This is a genomic window from Gluconobacter japonicus, assembly GCF_002723975.1.
Classification (GTDB): domain Bacteria; phylum Pseudomonadota; class Alphaproteobacteria; order Acetobacterales; family Acetobacteraceae; genus Gluconobacter; species Gluconobacter japonicus.
The window spans coordinates 215,560-236,128 of the sequence record NZ_BEWO01000001.1 but is presented as its reverse complement, the minus strand read 5'-3'; the positions used below and the strand labels follow the sequence as shown (position 1 = coordinate 236,128).

Sequence of the window (20,569 nt, the reverse complement as noted above, 5' to 3'; positions counted from 1 at the left end):
AGATAACTGACGCAGATTGTAACCGGCAGGCTGGTTAAAAAAGACCAGTTTTCGGATTTGTGATGGACTGTGTGGTCAGGCTTCCAGTGTGATGATGGCGCGCAGCCCCCCTTCGGGACGGTTCATAAGGCGCACATCACCGCCTTGAGCCCGAAGGATTGTCCGGGCAATGGATAGGCCAAGTCCGGTTCCGCCTGTTTCCCGATTGCGGCTGGTTTCGATCCTGACGAAAGGTTCGAAGACACGGTCCAGTTCATCATCAGGCAGACCTGGGCCGTTGTCTTCCACGATGATGCGCGCGTACCGGTCTTTCTCTTTTTTCTGGTTCGGAGGGATCAGCGTGACATGGGCGCTATTGCCGTATTTCAGGGCATTGAGAATCAGATTGTTCAAGGCGCGTTTCAACGCCACGGATCGCGCCATGATCCTGACGGGGACGTTGGGCGATTCATAAACCAGAGAGGCGGCCTGATCCGGGTAGGCTTCTGCTGCTTCATCCATGATCGTCTGAAGCAGTGCGCGGAGATCGAGGGAAACAACCTGTTCATTGGATGCGCTGTCGCGACCAAATGCCAGAGTGGCTGCCACCATGGCCTCCATCTCATCAAGATCAGCCAGCATTTTGGTACGAAGTTCATCATCGTCAATGAACTCGGCCCGCAACTTCAGCCGCGTAATGGGTGTCCGCAGATCATGCCCGATGGCGGTCAGCATCAGGGTGCGGTCAGAGACGAAGCGCCTGATTCGCATGGACATGGTATTGAAAGCAACGGCCGCTCGACGGATCTCAGAAGGTCCGTTTTCCGGCAGAACGGTCGAACTGTTGACGTCCCGGCCAAGCGCTTCGGCTGCATTCGCAAGAGTGGTTACGGGTAGGATCAGTCGTCGTGTAGCCCAGACGATCAGGGCGCCGCCGCAAAGAGACATGACCAGAAAGGCCACGATGAAGGTGGGAGCATCGAACGGGTTGGGTAATGGCATGACGTAGCGCACCACCACCCAGGACTGTGTATCCGGCAAAAGCAGGGATGTTGAATGTGTTCTCAGTTCCTGTCCGCTCCAGATTTCCCGGGGATAAAGGGCGGCAGGAAGGAACGGCCAATGGGCGCCAGGGAAATTGTCCTGGAAACGGTGGCGTTCTCCGGCATTGGGCAAGCGCCATTCGTCTGGGCCATCAGAATGGGGGAACGGTGGATGACCTTGAGTAGGAAAAGGCTCCATGTCCGCAGGAGGGCGACCGTATGGCCCGTCCTGCATGGGGTTAGGAGGCTCAAAAGGCGCATTGCGGGGTGAGGGGTCATTAGGTCCCGGCCGGAAATGATCTGGAAAAGCCAGTTTCGGGGGCGGGAAAAAAGGAAGTGGAACCTTGTGGCTGTGAATGTCCTGGTCCGGCATGGGGCGGAGCAGGACGGTTGTGTTCGATGGAATATGAAGATCGTCAATGATGGCCTGACGATCTTCGGGCTTGGTTTCTGCAATGGTGCGGTAAATGGAGAAGGCCTGCATCTGGTAATCGTGCATCTCGCTGCGCTCTGCCATGTCGAGGCGATCAAGCGCATGGATGCCTAGTCCTGCCAGTTCGATAACGGCAAGCCCGACAATCAGGACAAGACTGGTTCGGGCAACCAGGGAACCGGGCAGGAACTTCATGGTCAGATGCGTTCGACTTCTGCGGCCAGAACATAACCGCCGCCACGGACGGTCTTGATGACCTGAGCATTGCGGCCATCGTCTTCCAGCTTGCGTCGTAGACGGCTGATGGCCACGTCTATGGCCCGGTCAAACGGTCCAGCCTGACGGCCACGCAGCAGTTCAAGCAGCATGTCACGGGTCAGAACCCTGTTTGCCCGATCCAGCAAAGCCATCAGGAGATCGTATTCGCCGCCGGTCAGAGAAATTTCTGCTCCGTCCGGGTTGAGCAGGCGACGACGAACGGGATCGAGGCACCATCCGGCAAACATGATCTTGCGGGTATCCGTGGCTTGCCGTTTTTCGGAAGCGTCAACCGTACGGCGCAGAACTGCACGGATGCGGGCGAGCAATTCCCGCGGGTTGAATGGTTTGGCGACATAATCATCTGCGCCGAATTCCAGCCCGATGATACGATCCGTTTCATCGCTCATGGCCGTCAGCATGATAATAGGAACATTATCCTGAGACCGCAGCCAGCGCGCAACTTCAAGGCCGCTCTCGCCCGGAAGCATCAGATCCAGCACGACGAGCTGGTAATGACCGTTGGACCACGCCTTGCGGGCTTCACGGCCATCCCGAGCCGCGGTGACACGGAAATGATTGCGTTCAAGGAACTTGCTCAGCAGTTCCCGGATTTCACGGTCGTCATCTACGACGAGAAGATGGGGCAGGGTTTCCGTACCCATGATGGCGTTACCTTTCCGTAGGCTTGTGACGCGGTTCAGGTCCACCGCGTCACTTTCGCACTCAGGCCAGCCAGAATGGAACCGGCAGGTTCTTGGCGCGAAGGAAGTCAGGGTTGAACAGCTTTGACTGGTACCTGGCACCACCGTCGCACAGAATTGTAACAATCGTATGTCCGGGGCCAAGCTTCCTTGCAGTGCGAATGGCCGCTGCAACATTGATGCCTGAAGAGCCACCTACGGAGAGCCCTTCTTCTGCCGTCAGGGCAAAGATCTGCTCCAGAGCTTCAGGGTCAGGAATGCGCTCGGCATCATCTGGCGCACAGCCCTCAAGATTCGCAGTCACGCGGCCCTGACCGATTCCTTCTGTGATGGAACCACCACTGATCGTCAGATCGTTGGATTTCACCCAGCCATACAGCGCAGACCCTTCTGGATCAGCCAGAACGATTTTCGGAGCCGTCTTTCCAGCTGCTGCGGCCTGTTCGCGCAGACCAATTCCGATACCAGCCAGTGTGCCGCCGGTCCCGCAGGCGCAGGTGAAGGCATCAATCTTCCCGCCCGTCTGGTTCCAGATTTCCACGGCAGTTGTGGTGCGATGGCCTTCGCGGTTGGCGGTATTGTCAAACTGGTTAGCCCAGAAGCCACCGGTTTCTTCAGCAAGTCGCCGCGAAACATGGACATAGTTGCCCGGATCGCGGAACGGCTTGGCGGGAACGAGGCGCAGGTCGGCACCAATCATACGCAGGAAATCGAGCTTCTCGCGGCTCTGCGTTTCCGGCACGACGATAATGGCCTTGCAGCCCATGGCCTGTGCCACCAGTGTCAGGCCAATGCCCGTGTTGCCAGCCGTTCCTTCAACGACCGTACCGCCGGACTTGAGGGCACCGGTGCGGAAAGCGTCCTGAATGATGGCGAGAGCCGCGCGGTCCTTGACGGACCCTCCCGGATTCATGAACTCAGCCTTGCCATAAATCTCGCAGCCGGTTTCTTCCGAGGCACGCTTCAGGCGGATCAGCGGCGTGCCACCGATGGCGGCCGTCATGCCAGCAGACGGAGCCTGCCAGCCTTTTGAAACGGACTGGTGTGCGTCGGTGATGTCAGTCATACGTTTTCTCCTGTGCTGACGGAATTAGACCGCGTTTTATAAGGATGAGGAAGGCCATGAAGGTACTGACAGCAAAGCAGGCATGGGATGTGCTTGCAAATGAGGCCGGCAGCGTCCTCGTGGATGTCCGAACGCCAGTGGAATGGGCGGAAATCGGTCTGCCCGATTCTGCGGCTCTGCCACGGCCTGTTGTATGCCTGACCTGGCAACCCGGTCTGGAGCAGATTTTTCTGGAAGGTTTGCTGGATGCGGTTCCGGATCAGAACAACCGCGTGCTGTTCCTGTGTCGTTCAGGGATGCGCTCGCATAATGCCGCGCTTCTGGCAGAACATGCCGGTTATGCGGATGTGACAAACATTGTTGATGGCTTTGAGGACAAGCATGGCCCCGGCACAGGCTGGCGCGCCGGGGGACTGCCGTTTACTCACATACCACTGTCAGGTTCCTGATCCGCATCGTAGTGGACTTCAAGAACCGCACACCAAGGATAGCGGCTGTCGTAACTGTGGCCTGATCCATCCGCGATCCGGCCGTTCGTATCGGTCGGAACGTGGGTGAGGGACACCGCATCGTCCACGTTGCCGCCCACGATGCTCAGTTCATGGCCGAACGGCTGGGCAGTCTGGTTGACGGCGGTGACAATGCCGCAATGCGCCGGGAAGCCGTAGGACGTTGGCAGCATCGAGAACGTCACGGATTTGCTCCGTCCACGCCCGACGCAGATCAGATCGCCCAGTTTGGGGGTATAGCTCCCCGGATCATGTGCGCTGACACCGCTGGACTGCCCGCTGGCCGCCGCGTTGATGTAAGTGGCGTGATTGGGAGAATACGGAAAGCGATCATTGGCTCCCGCAACCCGCATGACGTAGGAAATGAAGGCGGCTGACCAAGCATAATGGCCATCATGAGCCGCCTCGAAGCGCGTGCCGTTGGCATCGGTCTTGCCCGTCCAGGCGACTTCCGTTTCATAAGGGTCCTGGCCGATCCACCAGTATTCGCCAATACGTTGCCACAGACCGGGAATACGCTCTGGCTTGAGGGCCGGATCAGTCGGTTCCGGACGATCTTCCGGATCATCATCCGAAACCGGAGAGCCAAACATCCGCCATTCCCGCAGGGCAATGGCTGCGACGTCCTGACGGTTGAACGGCTCGAAATTCCGACTGGCGAAATCTGGAACATGGCTGTTGTAGCCAAGAGTTCCGGTTGTGCCGTTCGCATATTGAGCGTTGGGCGTCTGGGCCGGATATGGGCGGACACTGGTCTGGCTGGCACAGCCAGTCAGTACGAACAGTGCGGCCGTAGCGGCTGTTCGCCAGAAGATATGCGAGTCTGACACAATCATCCTCATGCGGGCTCGATGAAGCATCATCTTGAACGGCAAGTGCGATGGAGCGTCAAGGGCAACACTCTTCGAGCAGGGGGACAGGTTTGCGGCGCTGAGAACTTCACTGTGTTCTGGGCGGTGCAGATGCGAGGGAGAACCAATGACTTGCGATGATGTTCCAGTAGTGCTTCAATTTTCTTGAAAGTGTCGAAAGTAACAGACTTCGGTTTTTTGTGCGGCATACAGTAAAGAATGAGGTTCAGATGATTTATAAAATCGCGTCTGGCTTGTTGATGGTATGTCTTTTGGCAGGGCTGACAGGGTGTCAGACTTTCACAAGCGAGCAGTTTGGTCGATATGATGCACATCAGATGCCGGAAAATCATCCGGACGTGCAGGGTGGAAGGCCGGCAAACATGCTGTTGAGCCCCCCGCGTAAAGGCAGTTTTTATTACTAAGGCCAGTTTAAGGCCCAGACTGCCGGATCTAACAAATGGGCCTGAGGAGTGTGCGCCTGAGAAAACTGTAGCCACTCGTCCCGAAGAACTGGAATGGCTACAGTTCATCGTCCTCAGCTTTCCGGGAACAGACTTTTCAGCCCTTCTTCGGAAGCATCACACCGGCCACGCTCGGTGATGAGACCGGTCACCAGGCGGGCTGGCGTTACGTCAAAAGCCGGATTGGCCGCCGGGCTGTTTTCTGGTGCGATGCGGACACGTCCCGGATCACCGCTTTCCGTCAGGCCCGTCATGAACAGAACCTCGTTCTGGCTCCGCTCTTCGATCGGGATTTCCTTCACGCCATCGCAAACGCGCCAGTCGATTGTCGAGGATGGCAGCGCTACCCAGAATGGAACATTGTTGTCTCTGGCGGCCAACGCCTTGAGATAGGTGCCAATCTTGTTGGCAACATCGCCCTGTGCCGTCACGCGGTCCGTGCCGACGATGACCATATCAACATCGCCAGCCTGCATGTAATGGCCACCAGCATTGTCTGCGATGACCGTATGCGCCACGCCATGGCTGCCGAGTTCCCAGGCCGTCAGCAGGCTGCCCTGATTGCGGGGACGGGTCTCGTCTACCCAGACATGCACCGGGATGTCCTCATCATGCGCCATGTAGATCGGGGCAAGTGCGGTGCCCCAGTCCACGGTTGCAATCCAGCCGGCATTGCAATGCGTCAGCAGGTTCACCCGGCCCTGACGGCCCTTGCTCTCCCAGATCTCCCGGATGAGTTCCAACCCGTGACGGCCGATAGCTTCATTGACCTGAACGTCTTCATCGCAGATCGAATCCGCTTCCACATACCCGGCATCAACGCGGCGTTCTGCTGGCAGGGCGCGCAGATGAGACACCATGCGCTCAATGGCCCAGCGGAGATTGATGGCTGTTGGACGCGTTTCGATCAGGTCAGCCGCCGCCTTCTCCAGAGCTGCATCAGAAGCGTCATCCTGCAGCGCGAAAACCAGCCCATAGGCTGCAACGGCACCAATCAGAGGCGCACCACGAACCTGCATGCTGCGAATTGCATGAGCGACAGCGCCCATGTCGCGCAATTCAAGAATTTCCACTTCCCACGGAAAGCGCGTCTGATCGAAAATGCGAATGCTTTTGGCGTCGTCAGAAGGGCGCCAGAGACTGCGATAGGCTGTGCCATTGATCTTCATGGAGTGCTCCTGAAAAACGCGCCGACGGTCAGCGCGCGGTCGGGGTCGAAAAGTCTTTATGGCATGTGCGCGATAGAAGCCCGGAACTCAAGGCCTACGACGTCAGGAGAAGAAACCCCCTATCCGTATCGTGCGTTTAGCGGTTGTCTGGTCAGAATTATTCCGATACCAGTTGGTTTGCTTGTGTTACGTAATATGTCTGGATTCTCTTTCTAAGCCGCAGGGAAAGATAATGGGCGCTTTTGTGAACACCGGGAAATCTGTTTCAGACACGGCAGCCACGCGTTCGCCCGTTCGTCGGAAGTCCAGTCGGGAAGGTTTGTCCGCCCTGGAAAAATACCGCATTCTCCGTGAGACCCGCAAAGTCGTTCGCCGTCAGCGCATCGAGGAAGAACAGAGACTCCAGCATTCTTCCTGACGTATAGGCTTTCGCTCTCCCTGTGCTGTTTGGTAATTCGTTTTCGTCTCTGGCCTGAATGCTGGTGACCTGTCGGGGAAGGCCAAGAAAGCGGTGTCATTGCGTGTACTGACGGTTCTCCCGCCGCGTGAATCTTATGCGGAGGGCCATGCTGGTGCGATTGCCCTGCTCGTCAGTCGTCTGGCTCAACCGGGAGACCGTATCACCGGGAAAGCAATAACTGATGTCCCTTTGCCCGGTGGGTCTTTTGTTCCCCTTGAAATCTCCGGTTGGCCGCTTCCCCAGCGTCTGAAATATGGCATGGCCTGTTTGTCTGAGGCGCGAGATTTCAAACCTGATTTGATTGAAGTTCATAACCGCCCGGATCTTGCGCTGTTTCTGTCCCGTTTCGCGCCTGTTCGCCTGATCCTGCACAATGATCCCGGCTCAATGCGTGGCGCGAAAACGCCTGCCCAGCGTCAGCGTCTGGCAGAAAGACTTCTGGTGTGTGGGGTTTCGCGCTGGGTGGTGGAACGGTTTTCGGACAGGTGCGGGCCACTATCTGTTGCTATCCAGCCAAATTGCATTACGCTTGAAGATATCCCTGAAGTGCGTCCACGTCGGCAGACCGTTCTTTTTGCTGGGCGTGTCGTTGCCGATAAAGGCGTAGACGCTTTCGTTCGAGCCTGGGCAACAATCCGTTCCTGTTATCCCGGATGGACCGCAACCCTCATGGGAGCAGACAGGTTCGGCCCAGACTCCCCCGAGACACCTTTTCTCGCCAGGCTTAGGCCAGAGGCAGAAAAAGCGGGCGTGTTCATGACAGGCTACCAGCCACATGCTCGGATTCTGGACGCCATGGCTGAGGCTGCCATCGTCGTGGTTCCCAGTCGATGGTCGGAACCATTCGGCATGACAGCTCTGGAAGCCATGGCATGTGGAGCGGCGGTGATTGTCTCTCCCGTTGGTGCACTGCCTGACGTGGTAGGAAGTGCCGCACTGTTGGCATCTCCCGATGCACCCGGAGCCTTGGAAGGTGCTCTGTGCCACCTGATGGATCAGGCAGCATTAAGATCTGAACTAGGTCAGAAAGGCCGCGAAAGAGCGGCTATGTTCGGTTTGGAACAGGCAAGGGCGCAGCTTCTGGAACTGCGCCAACAGGCCGTTAGTTTCAGTCGCGGTTCGGCGGTCCCATAAAGGTCGGGTCGATGGCTTCTGGTACATGATGCGCCAGAATGTCGTCCACGGCCTTCTTTTCTTCATCCGTCAGGGACCAGCCAAAGACATCCCGAACGCCTGAGACCTGCTCTGGCTTACGGGCGCCCCAGAGGGCAATGACCGGTCCCTGATCCAGCACCCACCGAACAGCAAAAGCGAGAACGGACTTGTCCCGCTTGGCAGCCAACTTCTTGAAGTCCTCGACGGCGGCCAGATAGCTCTCGAACTTCGGTTTCTGGAACTTCGGATCGCCCGAACGCAGATCATCCTTCGGGAACGTCGTGTCCTTGTTCATCTTGCCGGACAGAAGCCCGCGACAGAGTGCGCCATACGCCAGAACAATGGCATTGTTCTTCTTCGCGTACGGCAGAATGTCCTTTTCACAGGTCCGCTCAAACAGGTTCAGCGGCGGCTGAATCGTGGCGAGCGGTGCGACTTCGCGGAAAATATCCATTTGTTCCGGTGAGAAATTACTAACGCCAAGCGCGCGAATCTTACCTTCCTGATGCAGCTTCTGAAGCTCGCGTGCGCTTTCATCAACCGGCGTCTTGGCGTCTGGCCAGTGGATCTGCTCAAGGTCGATTGTCTCAACGCGCAGGCGGCGCAGAGAATCTTCGACTTCCTGTCGGATGCGAGCCGGGCGGGAGTCACGGAAAACCTTCCGGTCTTCCGGCTTGTCGTCCGTCCAATTCAGGCCGAGCTTTGTGGCAACGAACGCTTTGTGTGGCTTCTCCGCCAGCGCGCGGCCTACAACTTCTTCGGAATGTCCGAAGCCGTAAACCGGGGCTGTATCAATCAGGTTGATACCGTCATCGAGGGCAGCATGAATGGTGCGGACGCCGTTTTCATCGTCAGGGCCGCCCCACATCCAGCCACCGATGGCCCAGGTGCCAAGGGCAACGCGAGAGATTGGCGTATCAATGCCTGGAATGAGAATGGTGTCGGTGGACATGTCTGTCTCCGTAGGAAATGGACTGTTTCAAAAAAGCGCATACCCGCCAGGGTGGTTGCATGGAAAGTCGAAACCCGCCATCCAGATTGTCTATGCGCCAGTCTTCCTTGACCCTTACACGCCTCGGCCAGTGGCTTGCCGTCATCCTGCCCCTGACCCTCACGCATCTTCGGGGGCTGGCGGAAGCGGATATGGACTGTCTGGCGGTTCTTCTGCTGATTTATTCCGCCCGAAACAGGCTGTGGGGATGGGCGCGGGAACCGTGGATTGTCGCCACATTCTGCTGGTGGGCTTGGCAGGTGCTCTGCACGCTTTGGGTTTCACGTGGACATGGTGCTTTGGGGCAGTCTCTCGCGGCGATCCGCTTTCCCGTGGCCGCGGCTGCTTTGGGATGCTGGGTTCTGCGTGACGCTGTCTGGCGTCAACGAACGCTCTGGGTCACCTGCGGATGCGGGCTCTATATTGCCGTCCAGATGCTGTTGCAGGCGACAATCGGCTACAATCTGTTCGGCGTTCCCCGCTTCCATGACGGAACCCTGACTGGTCCTTATACGCATCCGCGGGCTGCTGCTCCGCTTTCACGTCTGATTCTCCCCATGCTGATGCTGGGCTGCACACTGATCGAAGGCTGGAAGACACGTCTGTCGCGCACGCTGGGCCTGTGCGCTGCAACGGTTCTGGCCGTGGCGATCATGGTACTGGCAGGGCAGCGGATGCCTTTCGCGCTGTCCCTGTTCGGGATCGGAATCTGTGCGCTGCTCTATCGCCCCATGCGGCCGGCCGCACTCGTAGCCGCTGCTCTGATGCCGCTTCTGGTCTTTGCCGCCAGCGTGGTCTCACCGGGCAGCTTTTCGCATCTCGTTGTACTGGCCCGGCAGCAACTGACGCATTTCAGCCAGTCTCCCTATGGGGAAATCTATACCCATGCTGTCGTCATGGCACAGGAGCATCCGCTGTTGGGACAGGGTTACGACGCCTATCGTCATCATTGTGCGGACCCCTCCACGTTTCATGGGGTGCCATGGCTCTCTATGGAGCACCCGCCGGGTGGATGGACGGATCTGTGCGTCCAGCATCCGCACAATCATTACCTTCAGGCTCTGGTGAATGCGGGCATTCCCGGCCTGATTCTGTTCATTATTATGATTGCCTGCTGGCTCAAGGCCCTTTGGCCGGGGCGGCAGGGTTTAGCAATTTCCATTGGTCTGTTCGCGGCCGTGTTCATTCAGGAATGGCCCATTGCTTCAGCGTCTGATTTCCTGAACCTGCCTTTGGGTGGGTGGGGGTTTCTGTTGCTGGGGCTTGGACTGGCGTTCCGCGATGGCTTTCAAGACCGCTCGCAGAAGCCTATATCGTAGCTCAGATTACGGAGGCCCTTCATGTCCAGCACCAGTGACCCGGCACGCACCGGAACCGTTCCCGTTACCGTTCTGACAGGCTTTCTCGGAGCCGGAAAAACCACCCTGCTCAACCATATCCTGACCGCCGAACACGGTCGCAAATACGCTGTGGTCGTCAATGAATTTGGCGAGCTTGGCGTGGACAATGACCTTGTGGTGGATGCCGACGAGGAAGTGTTCGAAATGAACAACGGCTGCATCTGCTGCACCGTGCGTGGCGATCTGATCCGCATTCTGGGTGGTCTGCTGCGTCGTCGCGGGCGCTTTGACGGGATCATCGTCGAGACGACCGGTCTGGCCGATCCTGCACCGGTGGCCCAGACTTTTTTCGTGGATGAGAACATCCGCGAAAAGGCCCGTCTGGATGCCGTCGTCACGGTTGTGGATGCCTTCAACGTCATGCAGACGCTGGACGAAAGCCCCGAGGCTGTCAGTCAGATCGCGTTTGCGGATGTGATTGTTCTGAACAAGATCGATCTTGCGGATGAAGAGCGCCGCAAGGAAATCGTTGCCCGCATTCGTCAGATCAATGCCGTTGCTGAGATTCATGAAGCCCAGCACGGTGGCGTCAAGCTGACGGATATTCTGGATCGTGGCGGTTTTGATCTTCAGCGCGCTCTGTCCACAATGCCGGACTTTCTGGAAAACGATCACCACTCCCATGAAGAGGGCATCGTCAGCATTTCCCTCTCCGTGAAGGAACAGATTGACCAGCGGCGCTTTCAAGCCTGGATCGGTGCGCTTCTTCAGGAACAGGGCGGCGATATTCTGCGCTCCAAGGGCATCCTGAACTTCAAGGGTGAAGAACAGCGCTTTGCCTTCCAGGCCGTGCATATGATGGCGGATGGAGACTTCATTGGTCCGTTCCGTGACGGCGAGAGCCAGGATTCCCGTCTGGTCTTCATCGGCCGCAACCTGAACCGCCCGCAGCTGCGTCGCGGCTTTGAAAGTTGCATCGCGGAATGACACGGGAAATCATTGAAGATCGCGGCGCCGAGCGCCGTTTCGAAAGCCCGATCATCGGTGTTGTGTCGTCGCGTGACGGCAAAACATTCGCGGCGGCGACTGCGGATGGCGAGATCATTCTCATCCCGCGCGATCAGATGACCACGCTGGGATCATGGACCGTTCTACAGGTTCATGACGGTGCACTTTGCCTGTCACAGGACTGCTTGCCTGATGCGTTTCTGACGGGTGGTGAAGACGGCAAGCTGGTCCGGACCTATGCCGATGGTCGGACTGAGGTTTTGCGGGAAGGGCGACGCTGGGTCGATTGTATCGCCACATCTACCACGCATCTTGCGTTCTCGACTGGGCGTGAACTGGAAGTCCGTGCGGCTGAAGGCAAGACGACGCTCAAAACGCTGGATCACCCGTCATCCGTGACGGGTATCGTGTTCGACGCCAAGGGAAAGCGGGTTGCAGCCTCGCACTACAACGGTGCATCGGTCTGGTTCGTGCAGGCGAAGGTCGACACAGTGCGCCCCTTCGAATGGAAGGGCAGCCATATCGGAATTGCCATCCATCCGGGCGGTGAGGCGCTTGTGACGTCCATGCAGGAAAACGATCTGCACGGCTGGCGTCTGGCCGATGAGCACAACATGCGCATGAGTGGCTATCCAAAGCAGGTGCGGTCCATGGCGTTTACGCGCAATGGGCGCTGGCTGGCGACGGCTGGTGCAGATGCCATTGTGCTATGGCCGTTCTTTGGTGGCGGCCCGATGGGGAAGGCACCGTCTGAACTGGCGCGCTTGCCGGGCCTGTTCGTCAGTGCGGTCTGCCCGAACCCCAAGGAAGACATCATTGCTGGTGGCTATGAAGATGGCACCGTTCTGCTGGCCGAAATTGGCGGCGGGGATCAGCGCGTCCTGCCTCTTTGCTCAGGGCAGAAAAATGCTCGTGGAAAAGTGACGGGTATCAGCTTCACACCGCAGGGGGGCGCGATCATTTTCGGTACGGAAGAGGGAACGGTTGGCGTTGTGGACCTGTCCGCAAAATAGCTGATCAGTCCGTTCGTTATGCAGAATCATAAAAGGAGGCGTCCCTGAACCGGGACCCCTCTTTTTTATTCAGGCCGTGAAGAAGTGGCTCAGGCCCATGCCGCGCAGACCGCGACGGTAGGCAATGGAACTCCGATCCGCCATGACATGGGCTTCAAGATTTGGATCGAGCGGCAGATTTTCCGGCTTCTGTGCTTCGACAATCTGGCGATCTTCTTCAAAAACGCGTCGATTGAACTCGTAAACATCCTCCACCGATCCGGTCGTATCGAAGTTCCGGCAGATCGGTGCGAACATCCGCGTTACGCGGGCGGAAACCGGAGAGGCAGCATTCATGATGACGAGCCTGCCGTCGTTCGGAAAATGGATTTCCAGCGTTGCGGTAAAAGGCAGGAAAACCCGGAAATGCCGTAGCCATTCGAAGTCTGCAAACTCTTCAACGCCCAGAAGCCCATGGGGAAAGTTGGAAACGTTGCTGCGGTATTCGGCCTCGAAACCCGTTTCGGTCAGCTTGGGCGAATAGGACGGAACAATCGGGTTTTCAGGATCGGCAAACGTCTCGGTATGGACGAAGGCGAAATGCGCAACGTCAATGAAACCCTCGACCTGGCGACCGGCAAAGCCCTTGATGTCGATCCAGGGGCACGTGATCTGCTGGAACGCCGGATCATCCCAGTGCGGCATGGGCGGCAGGTTGGTTTCCCCAGTCGGGCGGAGACACGTCCAGATCAGACCGAAGCGTTCGACGACCGGATAGGTTCGCAGATGTAGTTTCGGCGGAATTTTGCTGTCGGGATGGGCCGGAACACGCACACACCTTCCATCCTGCCCAAACCGGAAGCCGTGATAGGCACAGGCAATCGTCTTGCCGTTTCCATTGCCCATGCTGAGGGGAACACCACGATGCGGGCAGAGATCATCCGCGATCACGATATCCCCATCCGCGCGATAGACGACCAGCGGTGCATCCAGCAAAGTCACGCCCATCGGGCTGTCCCCCAGATCGTGGGACAGCGCAACCGGATACCAGGATCTGGCAAGGATCTGCCAGTCTGCGGGCTCGAACGTACAGTTCCGCGGCAGATCGACGGAGGCCGAGGGGAGGCTGGCGCAGGTTGCGGTCATAACGGGATCTCCGCAGGCTTGAAGAAGGACCTGCGAGATCCTTTCATGGATAGAGCGTTCTCGGATATATCATAAAGACGCTCAATCTGTTCTGATATTTAGATAGTCTATCTGTCGGGAAGTGTTTTGCCTTCCCAGTGGATAGCATAGTGTTGTTCCTTATCCGAAATTATCTCATAGTCAGGTTAGAAATGTCATAAGGTAACTTCATGTCTGGGCGGCCTTTTCCGGATCATCTGCGAACAACTGGCATGCTTCTTCAGTATCGGGCGTGGGCCGACAGGCTGACATATGAGGCCCTTCTTCAGCTTCCCCATGAGGAAATTGTGAAGCCTCGCCAGACAACGTTCGGTACGATCTTGCAGACGCTGGGCCATGTGTATGTCGTGGACGACATGTTCCATCACCATCTTCAGGGGACGGAACATGGTTATCGTTCACGGCAGGCCGACCAGATACTGGATCTTGAAGAGTGGTGGCATGCGACACAGGCACTCCATCAGTGGTATATGAAAGCATGTGCTGGCTGGAGTATGGAGGATCTGAAGGAGCAGATTGTTTTTGCGTTTATTGACGAGCAGACCGGGATAATGACCCGGGAGGAAATCATTCTCCACGTCATCAATCATGCGAGCTATCACCGGGGCTTCATCGGCGACATGCTGAAGCAGATTCCCTATAGCTGGCCAGCTAATGATCTGACGGTATTTCTACGGAATCATTATGACAGGGACGTATGATCAGCGATCCGTGTGACCCAGATCATGCTCTGGAGCGATCACGTCCCGTACGCGCTGCTTAAGTTCTTTTGGCCCCGGAAATCCGCCATCACGCTTGCGCTCCCAGATCAGCACATCATCGACGTGAATTTCGAAGCGTCCCCCCGTATCGGGAAGAAGCGCCACTTCTCCGAGGGCCTGCCCAAATGTAGACAGCAGTTCCTGTGCCATCCACCCGGATCGTAGGAGCCAGTTGCACTGCGTGCAGTAGCGGATTGAAACGCGTGGCGCTGTAGAGGACATAAGGCTTTCCTGAAAGGCATAATGTCAGTTTATCATGACACAATGACAGACTTCGCCACAGTCTTGAGCAGACACGTCATGCGACGGTCACAAAGAAACACTTTCCGACCGTCCACAGAGAACATTATGAAGACGAACTGTCTTTTTAACTTTGTGAGGTCCTGAACCGCATGAATATCGCTGCTCGCCTGCCAGTTACAGTTCTGATGTGTACGACGCTTCTCGCAGCCTGCACGGCGCCTTCGCATCAGCCGATCCCGGAAACAGCTATTCCTGATGCGCGGTTGGTTCTTCCTGCGCCTCCTGTTTCAGGCAGCGCAGCACAGGCAGATGATGATCGGGTCTTTCATGAAACACGCAGTCTGAAAGATACGCCGAGATGGGCGCTGGCCCAGCGGGATGCGGATCTGGAAGTGCCGCATCTTGTAAAGGATTTCTCCTGTGCGGTGGGATATACGCTGGATCTGTCCAAGGCTCCTCATCTTGCTGCAGTCCTAAAGCAGATGGAAAACCCGATTGTGCATCGGACCTCCGAGGCCAAGCACTACTGGCATCGGACACGCCCTTTCGTTGGAACCAACCTGCCGATCTGTACGTCTCCGGAAGGATTGGGACTTCATTCCTCCTATCCGTCCGGTCATACAACGGCTGGATACGGCATGGCTCTTCTGCTGGCTCACCTGCTGCCGGAACATGCCACTATGATCCTGCAGCGCGGACGTGTCTTTGGAGAAAGCCGGATTGTTTGCGGGGCTCACTGGAAATCTGACGTGCAGGCCGGTTTCCTGAATGCCTCGTCCGAGATGGATACGCTGCTTGATGCACCGGAACTTCAGGATGATCTTATTGCGGCGCGGAAAGAGCTAAGAGCCATGAAGGGAGCAACGCCTGCTCCCGATGCAGCCGAGTGCGCCATTGAAGTTGAGGCTGCCGCTCATTCCATTTTGTCGGAACGCTGAAACAGGCTTGATTCAGGGCGCTTTTTTAGCGTCCTGAACAGGGGTGGACTGAATATCAGGTTGAGGCGGTGGACGACTGGCGCGCTCATTGGCTTCCATAAAGCGATCCGCCAGCGCGGTATAAAGTGGGCGGGGGCACACCATTCGCGAGACGCCAAAGGCCAGGAATGATGTGGCTAGAAGCGCCAGCGTCACCTGCTGGTTGTCACACATTTCCATGACAATAATTGTTGCCGTCAGCGGGGACTGCGCCACCCCACAGAAATAGGCGACCGTGCCAAGAAGCACGACAGCGCCCGGTGTTGTGTGAGGCAGGAACTGCTCGATCCAGCCCCCGATGGCGGCACCAATGGCCAGCGAAGGCGCAAACATCCCGCCCGGAATGCCGGAGCAGTAAGACACCAGCATTGCCAGATATTTCAGCAGGAAGAACGAAGCTGGATAATGCTCTGTTCCTGCGAAAATGGCGCGAGCCTGTGCGTAGCCGGTACCGTAAGTGGTCCCTTTTGAAATCAGGCCGATAATCGCAAGAACCAGTCCGCAGGCAGCGGCAAACGCAATCGGCCGTTGTCCGGCAAAGCGTCCGATAGGGCCGGGGAGGCCGCGGGAGGCTTTAATAACAAGTGCCGCAAAGGTGCCGCCGGCCAGTCCCCCAAGGATGCCGCAGGTCAGTACGGCAATCCATGCCGTGCCAACCGGAATATCGACATCAGCATGGCCGAAATAGGTGTAATTCCCCAGCAGGGCGATGGCCGTGACACCGGAGACGACCACGACCGTCAGCGTACGGCCGGAGGTGCGTTGCTCAAAAGAGTGAGAGAGTTCTTCAATCGCGAAGACGATCCCGGCCAGAGGCGTATTGAACGCTGCGGCCATACCGGCCGCGCCTCCCGCAAGGATCATACTGCGTTTGGCCGCGATATTGGACTGTCCGAGCAGACGGGAGAAACCGTGCATGACGGATGCCCCAACCTGCACGCTTGGGCCTTCACGGCCAATCGACGCCCCGCAGATCAGGCCCAGGCAGGTGAGCAGGATTTTGCCGACTGAAATCTTGAGAGACAGAACACGGTCCACAACCGTGTAATTGTCGATGTGGAGGGTCGCAATTGTTTGCGGAATGCCTGACCCTTGTGCACCTTTGAAGATCGTACGGGTCATCCACGTGATGAAGGCCAGACCAGCAGGAGCAATGAGCAGCATGGCCCATGGGTGCCAGGCGATAATTCTGGATCGCAGATCGGCTGCGGCATCACCCATATGCGCAAACAGAACAGCAATGACGCCGACGAGAACCGCACCGATCCAGTAGATGGCTGTGCGGCGCCACTGTGTCGTCGTGGCGCGTGCAGACCGGCGCAGATGATGAATGCGGTCTTTGCGGCGGAGGGCGTGCTTTGAGGACAAATGCCCTGCGGGTATTTGCTTGGGTGCGGAGTCGGGAACTTGGGGCGAAGTATCGGCCAATGGAAGACGTCCGGGAAGGAGTGTCGGGCAAGGGAAGATACGCCCGGTTCAGACCCGCGCGTTACAGTCCCGGTCCTGCCAGTCTTCTTCGCGTCGGGTCAAGCAGTCTGAACCGATCAAGTGTAAAATCAGTGAAATAACTGAAAAACCGGGCTCAACATTCGGGGAAACTGACAGCCAGACCACCTAGAGATGTTTCCTTGTAACGGTGGTTCATGTCAGCACCGGTCTCCCGCATCGTCCGGATGACCTGATCCAGAGAAACATGGTGTACCCCATCCCCCCGCATCGCAAGAGATGCCGCGTTGATGGCCTTGATCGCGCCAAAAGCATTTCGTTCGATACACGGAATCTGCACCAAACCCCCGACGGGATCACAGGTCATGCCCAGATGATGTTCCATGCCGATCTCTGCTGCATTTTCTACTTGGTCCGGAGTGGCGCCTAATGCCGCTGCAAGTCCAGCCGCCGCCATGGAACATGCAACGCCCACTTCGCCCTGACAGCCAACTTCCGCACCGGAAATGGAAGCATTGCGCTTGAACAGGGCACCGATGGCAGTGGCCGTGAGAAGAAACTCCCGCATTCCCTCGCGAGACGCCCCGGGACAAAAATCGCGATAATACCGCAGGACCGCAGGGATGACGCCGGAGGCACCATTGGTCGGAGCTGTCACGACGCGACCGCCTGCAGCATTTTCTTCATTCACGGCAATGGCGAAGAGACTGACCCAATCCATGATCTCGTGCGGTGCACGCTGGTTCCAGCGAACACCATTTTCCAGCTTTCGGAAAAGGGCCGGAGCGCGACGTTTGACATGGAGTTTGCCGGGAAGGACGCCATCTTCCTTCAGCCCACGGTCAATGCAGTCCATCATCGTATCGAGAATACGATCAATATAGGCTGTGACGTCCTGATCGGCCCGCAACGTTGCTTCATTGGCCCGGATAAGACCGGCAATTCCCAGCCCCGTCCCTCGACAGTCTTCCAGCAGTTTGCGCCCGGAGGTCACATCATAGGGGACGCTGACGGGAGGAATAACTTTCGTAGCCGGAGAGGTATCTTCCGGCACAATAAAGCCACCACCGATGGAGCAGTATCGCTCGCAGGAGATAACGGTGTCCGTATTATCGAAAGCTTCGAATTGCAGAGTGTTCGGATGAACCGGGGGAACAGTTTCGTAATCGAACACGACATCTGATGCCGGGTCGAAAGGGATTGTGTGTCCATTCACGGTCAGGCGCTTGGTGGACTGGATCGTTTCAATGACGTGGCGTGCGTGATCCGGTGCAATGTCGTCTGGCAACCAGCCTTCGAGACCCAGAAGTACGGCGGTATCTGTTGCATGACCAGCACCTGTCCAGGCGAGGGAGCCATACAGTGTGACCTGAATGCGGGACACGGGCGTATCTGCGAGCAGGTTCTGCACAAAGGCCAGTCCGGCTCGCATGGGACCAACCGTATGGGACGAGGACGGGCCGAGCCCGATACGGAACAGGTCAAAAAGGCTGATCATATCAGAAAGCTCCGACGCTCAGGACAGCACCAGAACGCCGGAATGTTTGGCTTTGTCTGCGGGTTCGACATGAATGTGAATAGAAGCGCGTCCGAGTTCTTCACGCAGGGCCGCTTCAATGCTGTCACAGATTTCATGGGCGTCATGAACACTCATTTCGCTGGGGACCACGAGGTGAAATTCCACGAAATGCAGGACGCCAACCTTGCGCATGCGCAGGTCATGCGCTTCCAACGCTCCTGTTCCGCTGACGGAGATAATGCTTTTGACGGTCTCGACCGTGTCAGCGCCCGGCGTTTCATCCATCAGGCCGGACATTGAAATGCTCATCATCGAGAAACCGGCACGAAGCACGTTCAGAGCCACCAGCGCTGACAGTACAGCATCCAGACGGTCCCATTTCACCAGCGGAATCAGCGACACACCAATAACAAGAGCGACCGTTGCCCAAACATCGGACTGGACATGCTCACCCGCCGCCAGGAGGGCCTGCGAGGAATTTTTTCGGCCAAAACCGATGAGAATGCGGGCCCAGACCAGATTGACGATTCCGGCCAATGCGTTCAGCGCAACACCCTGAAATGGCGCGTGAACCGGCGTGGGGTGCATCCAGTCGTGTACGGCAATAACCATGATGCCGAGTGCGGTCAGAACAACCAGAACACCCTCAATGACAGCAGACAGATATTCTGCCTTGCCGTGGCCATAGGGATGATTGTCGTCTGCGGGGAGTGCCGCGATGGACAGAGCCCAGAGTGTTCCTGCAGCAGCAATGACGTTCAGGATCGTTTCAATGGCATCTGACAGCAGGGCCTCGGAACCGGAAACCCAGAATGCTGCGTATTTGATGGCCAGAACCACCACGCTCACCCCGATGGAAGCGCGGGCAATCTTGATACGGGTCGAAGGCATGAAGGTCCTTAACAGCAGGCCTGTTGAAGATCGCAGGACACTGGAGGGCTCTCGATCTGGAACGTGGGATGGGAGATACCAAACTTCTCCCGCAAAATCACGCTTGCCTGTGTGATGATCTGGTCCGGTGTCTGAGATGCTGCTTCTTCACGCAGAAGATGCACGGTCAGGGCCGTCTCCGTGGTGCTCATGGGCCAGATGTGCAGATGGTGCAGCCCACAGACGCCTGGAACAGCAAGCAGGGCATTTTGAACATCTTCGGGCGTAATTCCTGCTGGTACACCATCCAGAGACAGGGAAACTGCGCCTTTGAGCAGAGACCACGTTGCCATGATGATGGACGCGGAAACGACGAGGCTGACGATCGGATCAATGATCTGGAAGCCCGTCCAGACAATCAAAAGCCCCGCAATAACCACGGCGAAGGACATCATGGCGTCCGAAGCCATGTGGAGGAATGCCCCGCGAATGTTGAGATCATTGGAGACGCCCTTCATGAAAAGGAGCGCCGTAACGGCATTGACCGCAATTCCTACAAGCGCCACCCAACTGACGGTCATGCCTTCAACCGGGCCGTGAACAAAAAGCCTGACAACAGATTCCCAGATGATCCCACCTGTCACCAGAAGCAGGATCGTGGCATTTGCCAAAGCGGCCAGAATAGTTGATCGGCGGAGGCCATAGGTAAAGCGGGTCGTCGGCGCACGTCGGGCCAGACTTTCTGCGAGCCATGCAGCCCCCAGACCCAGAATATCGGACAGGTTGTGTCCGGCGTCTGCCAACAGAGACAGGGAATGCGCCCAGACACCCCATAGTGCTTCGGCAATGACGTAAACCGTGTTCAGGGCGATCCCGATGGCGAATGCCCGGCCGAAGCTTGCGGGGGCATGAACATGCTGATGCCCGAACCCGAAGCCATGGCTATGTCCGTCACAGGACCCATGATCATGGTCGTGTCCGTCATGGTCATGCTCATGTGTGTGCTCGTGCCCGTGCGATTGATCGTGGGCATGATCTGCATGGTCATGCGAACAGGCGTGATGGGATTCTGTGGTCATGTCCGGGCAGGTCTGTGGCTGATCCGAAGATCATACTGCATGTCCATGGTTCAACCCAAGCAATGAT

20 protein-coding genes are annotated in these 20,569 nt (G+C 57.3%); 8 read left to right on the top strand and 12 right to left on the bottom strand.

Features of this window, described 5'->3' with window-relative positions:
- Positions 1 to 75: 75 nt before the first annotated feature.
- From GJA01_RS01150 to GJA01_RS01140, 3 genes are all read right to left on the bottom strand, one after another.
- Positions 76 to 1,650, bottom strand: coding sequence for an ATP-binding protein (locus GJA01_RS01150; RefSeq protein ID WP_062505273.1), 1,575 nt, complete (start codon positions 1,648 to 1,650; stop codon positions 76 to 78).
- A gap of 2 nt (positions 1,651 to 1,652) precedes the next feature.
- The gene (locus GJA01_RS01145) at positions 1,653 to 2,378 is read right to left on the bottom strand and encodes a response regulator (protein WP_010500921.1); all 726 of its coding nucleotides are present in this window, start codon (positions 2,376 to 2,378) and stop codon (positions 1,653 to 1,655) included.
- Positions 2,379 to 2,439: 61 nt separating this feature from the next.
- Positions 2,440 to 3,483: a cysteine synthase A gene (locus GJA01_RS01140; protein WP_010500923.1), complete on the bottom strand. Its 1,044-nt coding sequence runs from the start codon at positions 3,481 to 3,483 to the stop codon at positions 2,440 to 2,442.
- A gap of 56 nt (positions 3,484 to 3,539) precedes the next feature.
- On the opposite strand from GJA01_RS01140, the gene GJA01_RS01135 reads away from it, so the two are divergent.
- Complete coding sequence (locus GJA01_RS01135) at positions 3,540 to 3,932, top strand: rhodanese-like domain-containing protein (RefSeq protein WP_172794498.1); 393 nt, start codon at positions 3,540 to 3,542, stop codon at positions 3,930 to 3,932.
- Here the strand turns inward: GJA01_RS01135 and GJA01_RS01130 are convergent.
- Complete coding sequence (locus tag GJA01_RS01130) at positions 3,908 to 4,828, bottom strand: DUF2272 domain-containing protein (RefSeq protein WP_062505277.1); 921 nt, start codon at positions 4,826 to 4,828, stop codon at positions 3,908 to 3,910. The two genes, GJA01_RS01135 and GJA01_RS01130, sit on opposite strands and share 25 nt — an antisense overlap.
- A gap of 553 nt (positions 4,829 to 5,381) precedes the next feature.
- Positions 5,382 to 6,476, bottom strand: coding sequence for an S-methyl-5-thioribose-1-phosphate isomerase (gene mtnA, locus GJA01_RS01120; RefSeq protein ID WP_062505280.1), 1,095 nt, complete (start codon positions 6,474 to 6,476; stop codon positions 5,382 to 5,384).
- Positions 6,477 to 6,708: 232 nt separating this feature from the next.
- On the opposite strand from mtnA, the gene GJA01_RS01115 reads away from it, so the two are divergent.
- The gene (locus GJA01_RS01115; protein ID WP_062505281.1) at positions 6,709 to 6,894 is read left to right on the top strand and encodes a hypothetical protein; all 186 of its coding nucleotides are present in this window, start codon (positions 6,709 to 6,711) and stop codon (positions 6,892 to 6,894) included.
- Between the two features lie 99 nt (positions 6,895 to 6,993).
- The gene (locus GJA01_RS01110) at positions 6,994 to 8,070 is read left to right on the top strand and encodes a glycosyltransferase family 4 protein (protein ID WP_253783423.1); all 1,077 of its coding nucleotides are present in this window, start codon (positions 6,994 to 6,996) and stop codon (positions 8,068 to 8,070) included.
- On the opposite strand, the gene GJA01_RS01105 is transcribed toward GJA01_RS01110, so the two are convergent.
- A complete protein-coding gene (locus tag GJA01_RS01105) occupies positions 8,045 to 9,043 on the bottom strand; it encodes an aldo/keto reductase (protein WP_062505286.1) in 999 nt (332 codons plus the stop codon). The genes GJA01_RS01110 and GJA01_RS01105 overlap by 26 nt on opposite strands.
- A 92-nt stretch (positions 9,044 to 9,135) precedes the next feature.
- Here GJA01_RS01105 and GJA01_RS01100 point away from each other — a divergent pair, with 92 nt between their 5' ends.
- Genes GJA01_RS01100 through GJA01_RS01090 form a run of 3 tightly spaced genes read left to right on the top strand, consistent with a single transcriptional unit; the run spans position 9,136 to position 12,443 of the window.
- A complete protein-coding gene (locus GJA01_RS01100) occupies positions 9,136 to 10,401 on the top strand; it encodes an O-antigen ligase family protein (protein ID WP_062505287.1) in 1,266 nt (421 codons plus the stop codon).
- Between the two features lie 21 nt (positions 10,402 to 10,422).
- On the top strand, positions 10,423 to 11,409 hold the full coding sequence (locus tag GJA01_RS01095; protein ID WP_062505289.1) for a CobW family GTP-binding protein: 987 nt from the start codon (positions 10,423 to 10,425) through the stop codon (positions 11,407 to 11,409).
- Positions 11,406 to 12,443 (top strand): WD40 repeat domain-containing protein, encoded by a 1,038-nt coding sequence (locus tag GJA01_RS01090; RefSeq protein ID WP_062505291.1) that lies wholly within the window; start codon positions 11,406 to 11,408, stop codon positions 12,441 to 12,443. Before GJA01_RS01095 ends, GJA01_RS01090 begins: the two co-directional genes overlap by 4 nt.
- A 69-nt stretch (positions 12,444 to 12,512) precedes the next feature.
- Here the strand turns inward: GJA01_RS01090 and GJA01_RS01085 are convergent, their stop codons facing one another.
- Complete coding sequence (locus tag GJA01_RS01085; protein WP_062505293.1) at positions 12,513 to 13,568, bottom strand: aromatic ring-hydroxylating oxygenase subunit alpha; 1,056 nt, start codon at positions 13,566 to 13,568, stop codon at positions 12,513 to 12,515.
- A 209-nt stretch (positions 13,569 to 13,777) separates the two neighbouring features.
- Between GJA01_RS01085 and GJA01_RS01080 the strand changes: the two genes are divergently transcribed.
- A complete protein-coding gene (locus GJA01_RS01080) occupies positions 13,778 to 14,308 on the top strand; it encodes a DinB family protein (RefSeq protein ID WP_062505295.1) in 531 nt (176 codons plus the stop codon).
- Here GJA01_RS01080 and GJA01_RS01075 read toward each other — a convergent pair whose 3' ends face one another.
- On the bottom strand, positions 14,309 to 14,590 hold the full coding sequence (locus tag GJA01_RS01075; RefSeq protein ID WP_023944839.1) for a SelT/SelW/SelH family protein: 282 nt from the start codon (positions 14,588 to 14,590) through the stop codon (positions 14,309 to 14,311). It abuts the gene before it with no gap.
- Between the two features lie 170 nt (positions 14,591 to 14,760).
- Between GJA01_RS01075 and GJA01_RS01070 the strand changes: the two genes are divergently transcribed.
- Positions 14,761 to 15,549 carry an acid phosphatase gene (locus GJA01_RS01070; protein ID WP_062505297.1) on the top strand — a complete coding sequence of 263 codons (789 nt, stop codon included), beginning with the start codon at positions 14,761 to 14,763 and terminating at the stop codon, positions 15,547 to 15,549.
- Between the two features lie 12 nt (positions 15,550 to 15,561).
- Here the strand turns inward: GJA01_RS01070 and GJA01_RS01065 are convergent, their stop codons facing one another.
- From GJA01_RS01065 to GJA01_RS01050, 4 genes are all read right to left on the bottom strand, one after another.
- The gene (locus GJA01_RS01065; protein ID WP_062505298.1) at positions 15,562 to 17,016 is read right to left on the bottom strand and encodes a chloride channel protein; all 1,455 of its coding nucleotides are present in this window, start codon (positions 17,014 to 17,016) and stop codon (positions 15,562 to 15,564) included.
- 154 nt (positions 17,017 to 17,170) lie between these two features.
- Positions 17,171 to 18,532, bottom strand: a complete 1,362-nt coding sequence (locus GJA01_RS01060; protein WP_062505300.1) for an L-serine ammonia-lyase — start codon at positions 18,530 to 18,532, stop codon at positions 17,171 to 17,173.
- 18 nt (positions 18,533 to 18,550) lie between these two features.
- Positions 18,551 to 19,444, bottom strand: coding sequence for a cation diffusion facilitator family transporter (locus GJA01_RS01055; protein WP_010500957.1), 894 nt, complete (start codon positions 19,442 to 19,444; stop codon positions 18,551 to 18,553).
- A gap of 8 nt (positions 19,445 to 19,452) precedes the next feature.
- Positions 19,453 to 20,502 carry a cation diffusion facilitator family transporter gene (locus GJA01_RS01050; RefSeq protein WP_062505302.1) on the bottom strand — a complete coding sequence of 350 codons (1,050 nt, stop codon included), beginning with the start codon at positions 20,500 to 20,502 and terminating at the stop codon, positions 19,453 to 19,455.
- Positions 20,503 to 20,569: the final 67 nt, after the last annotated feature.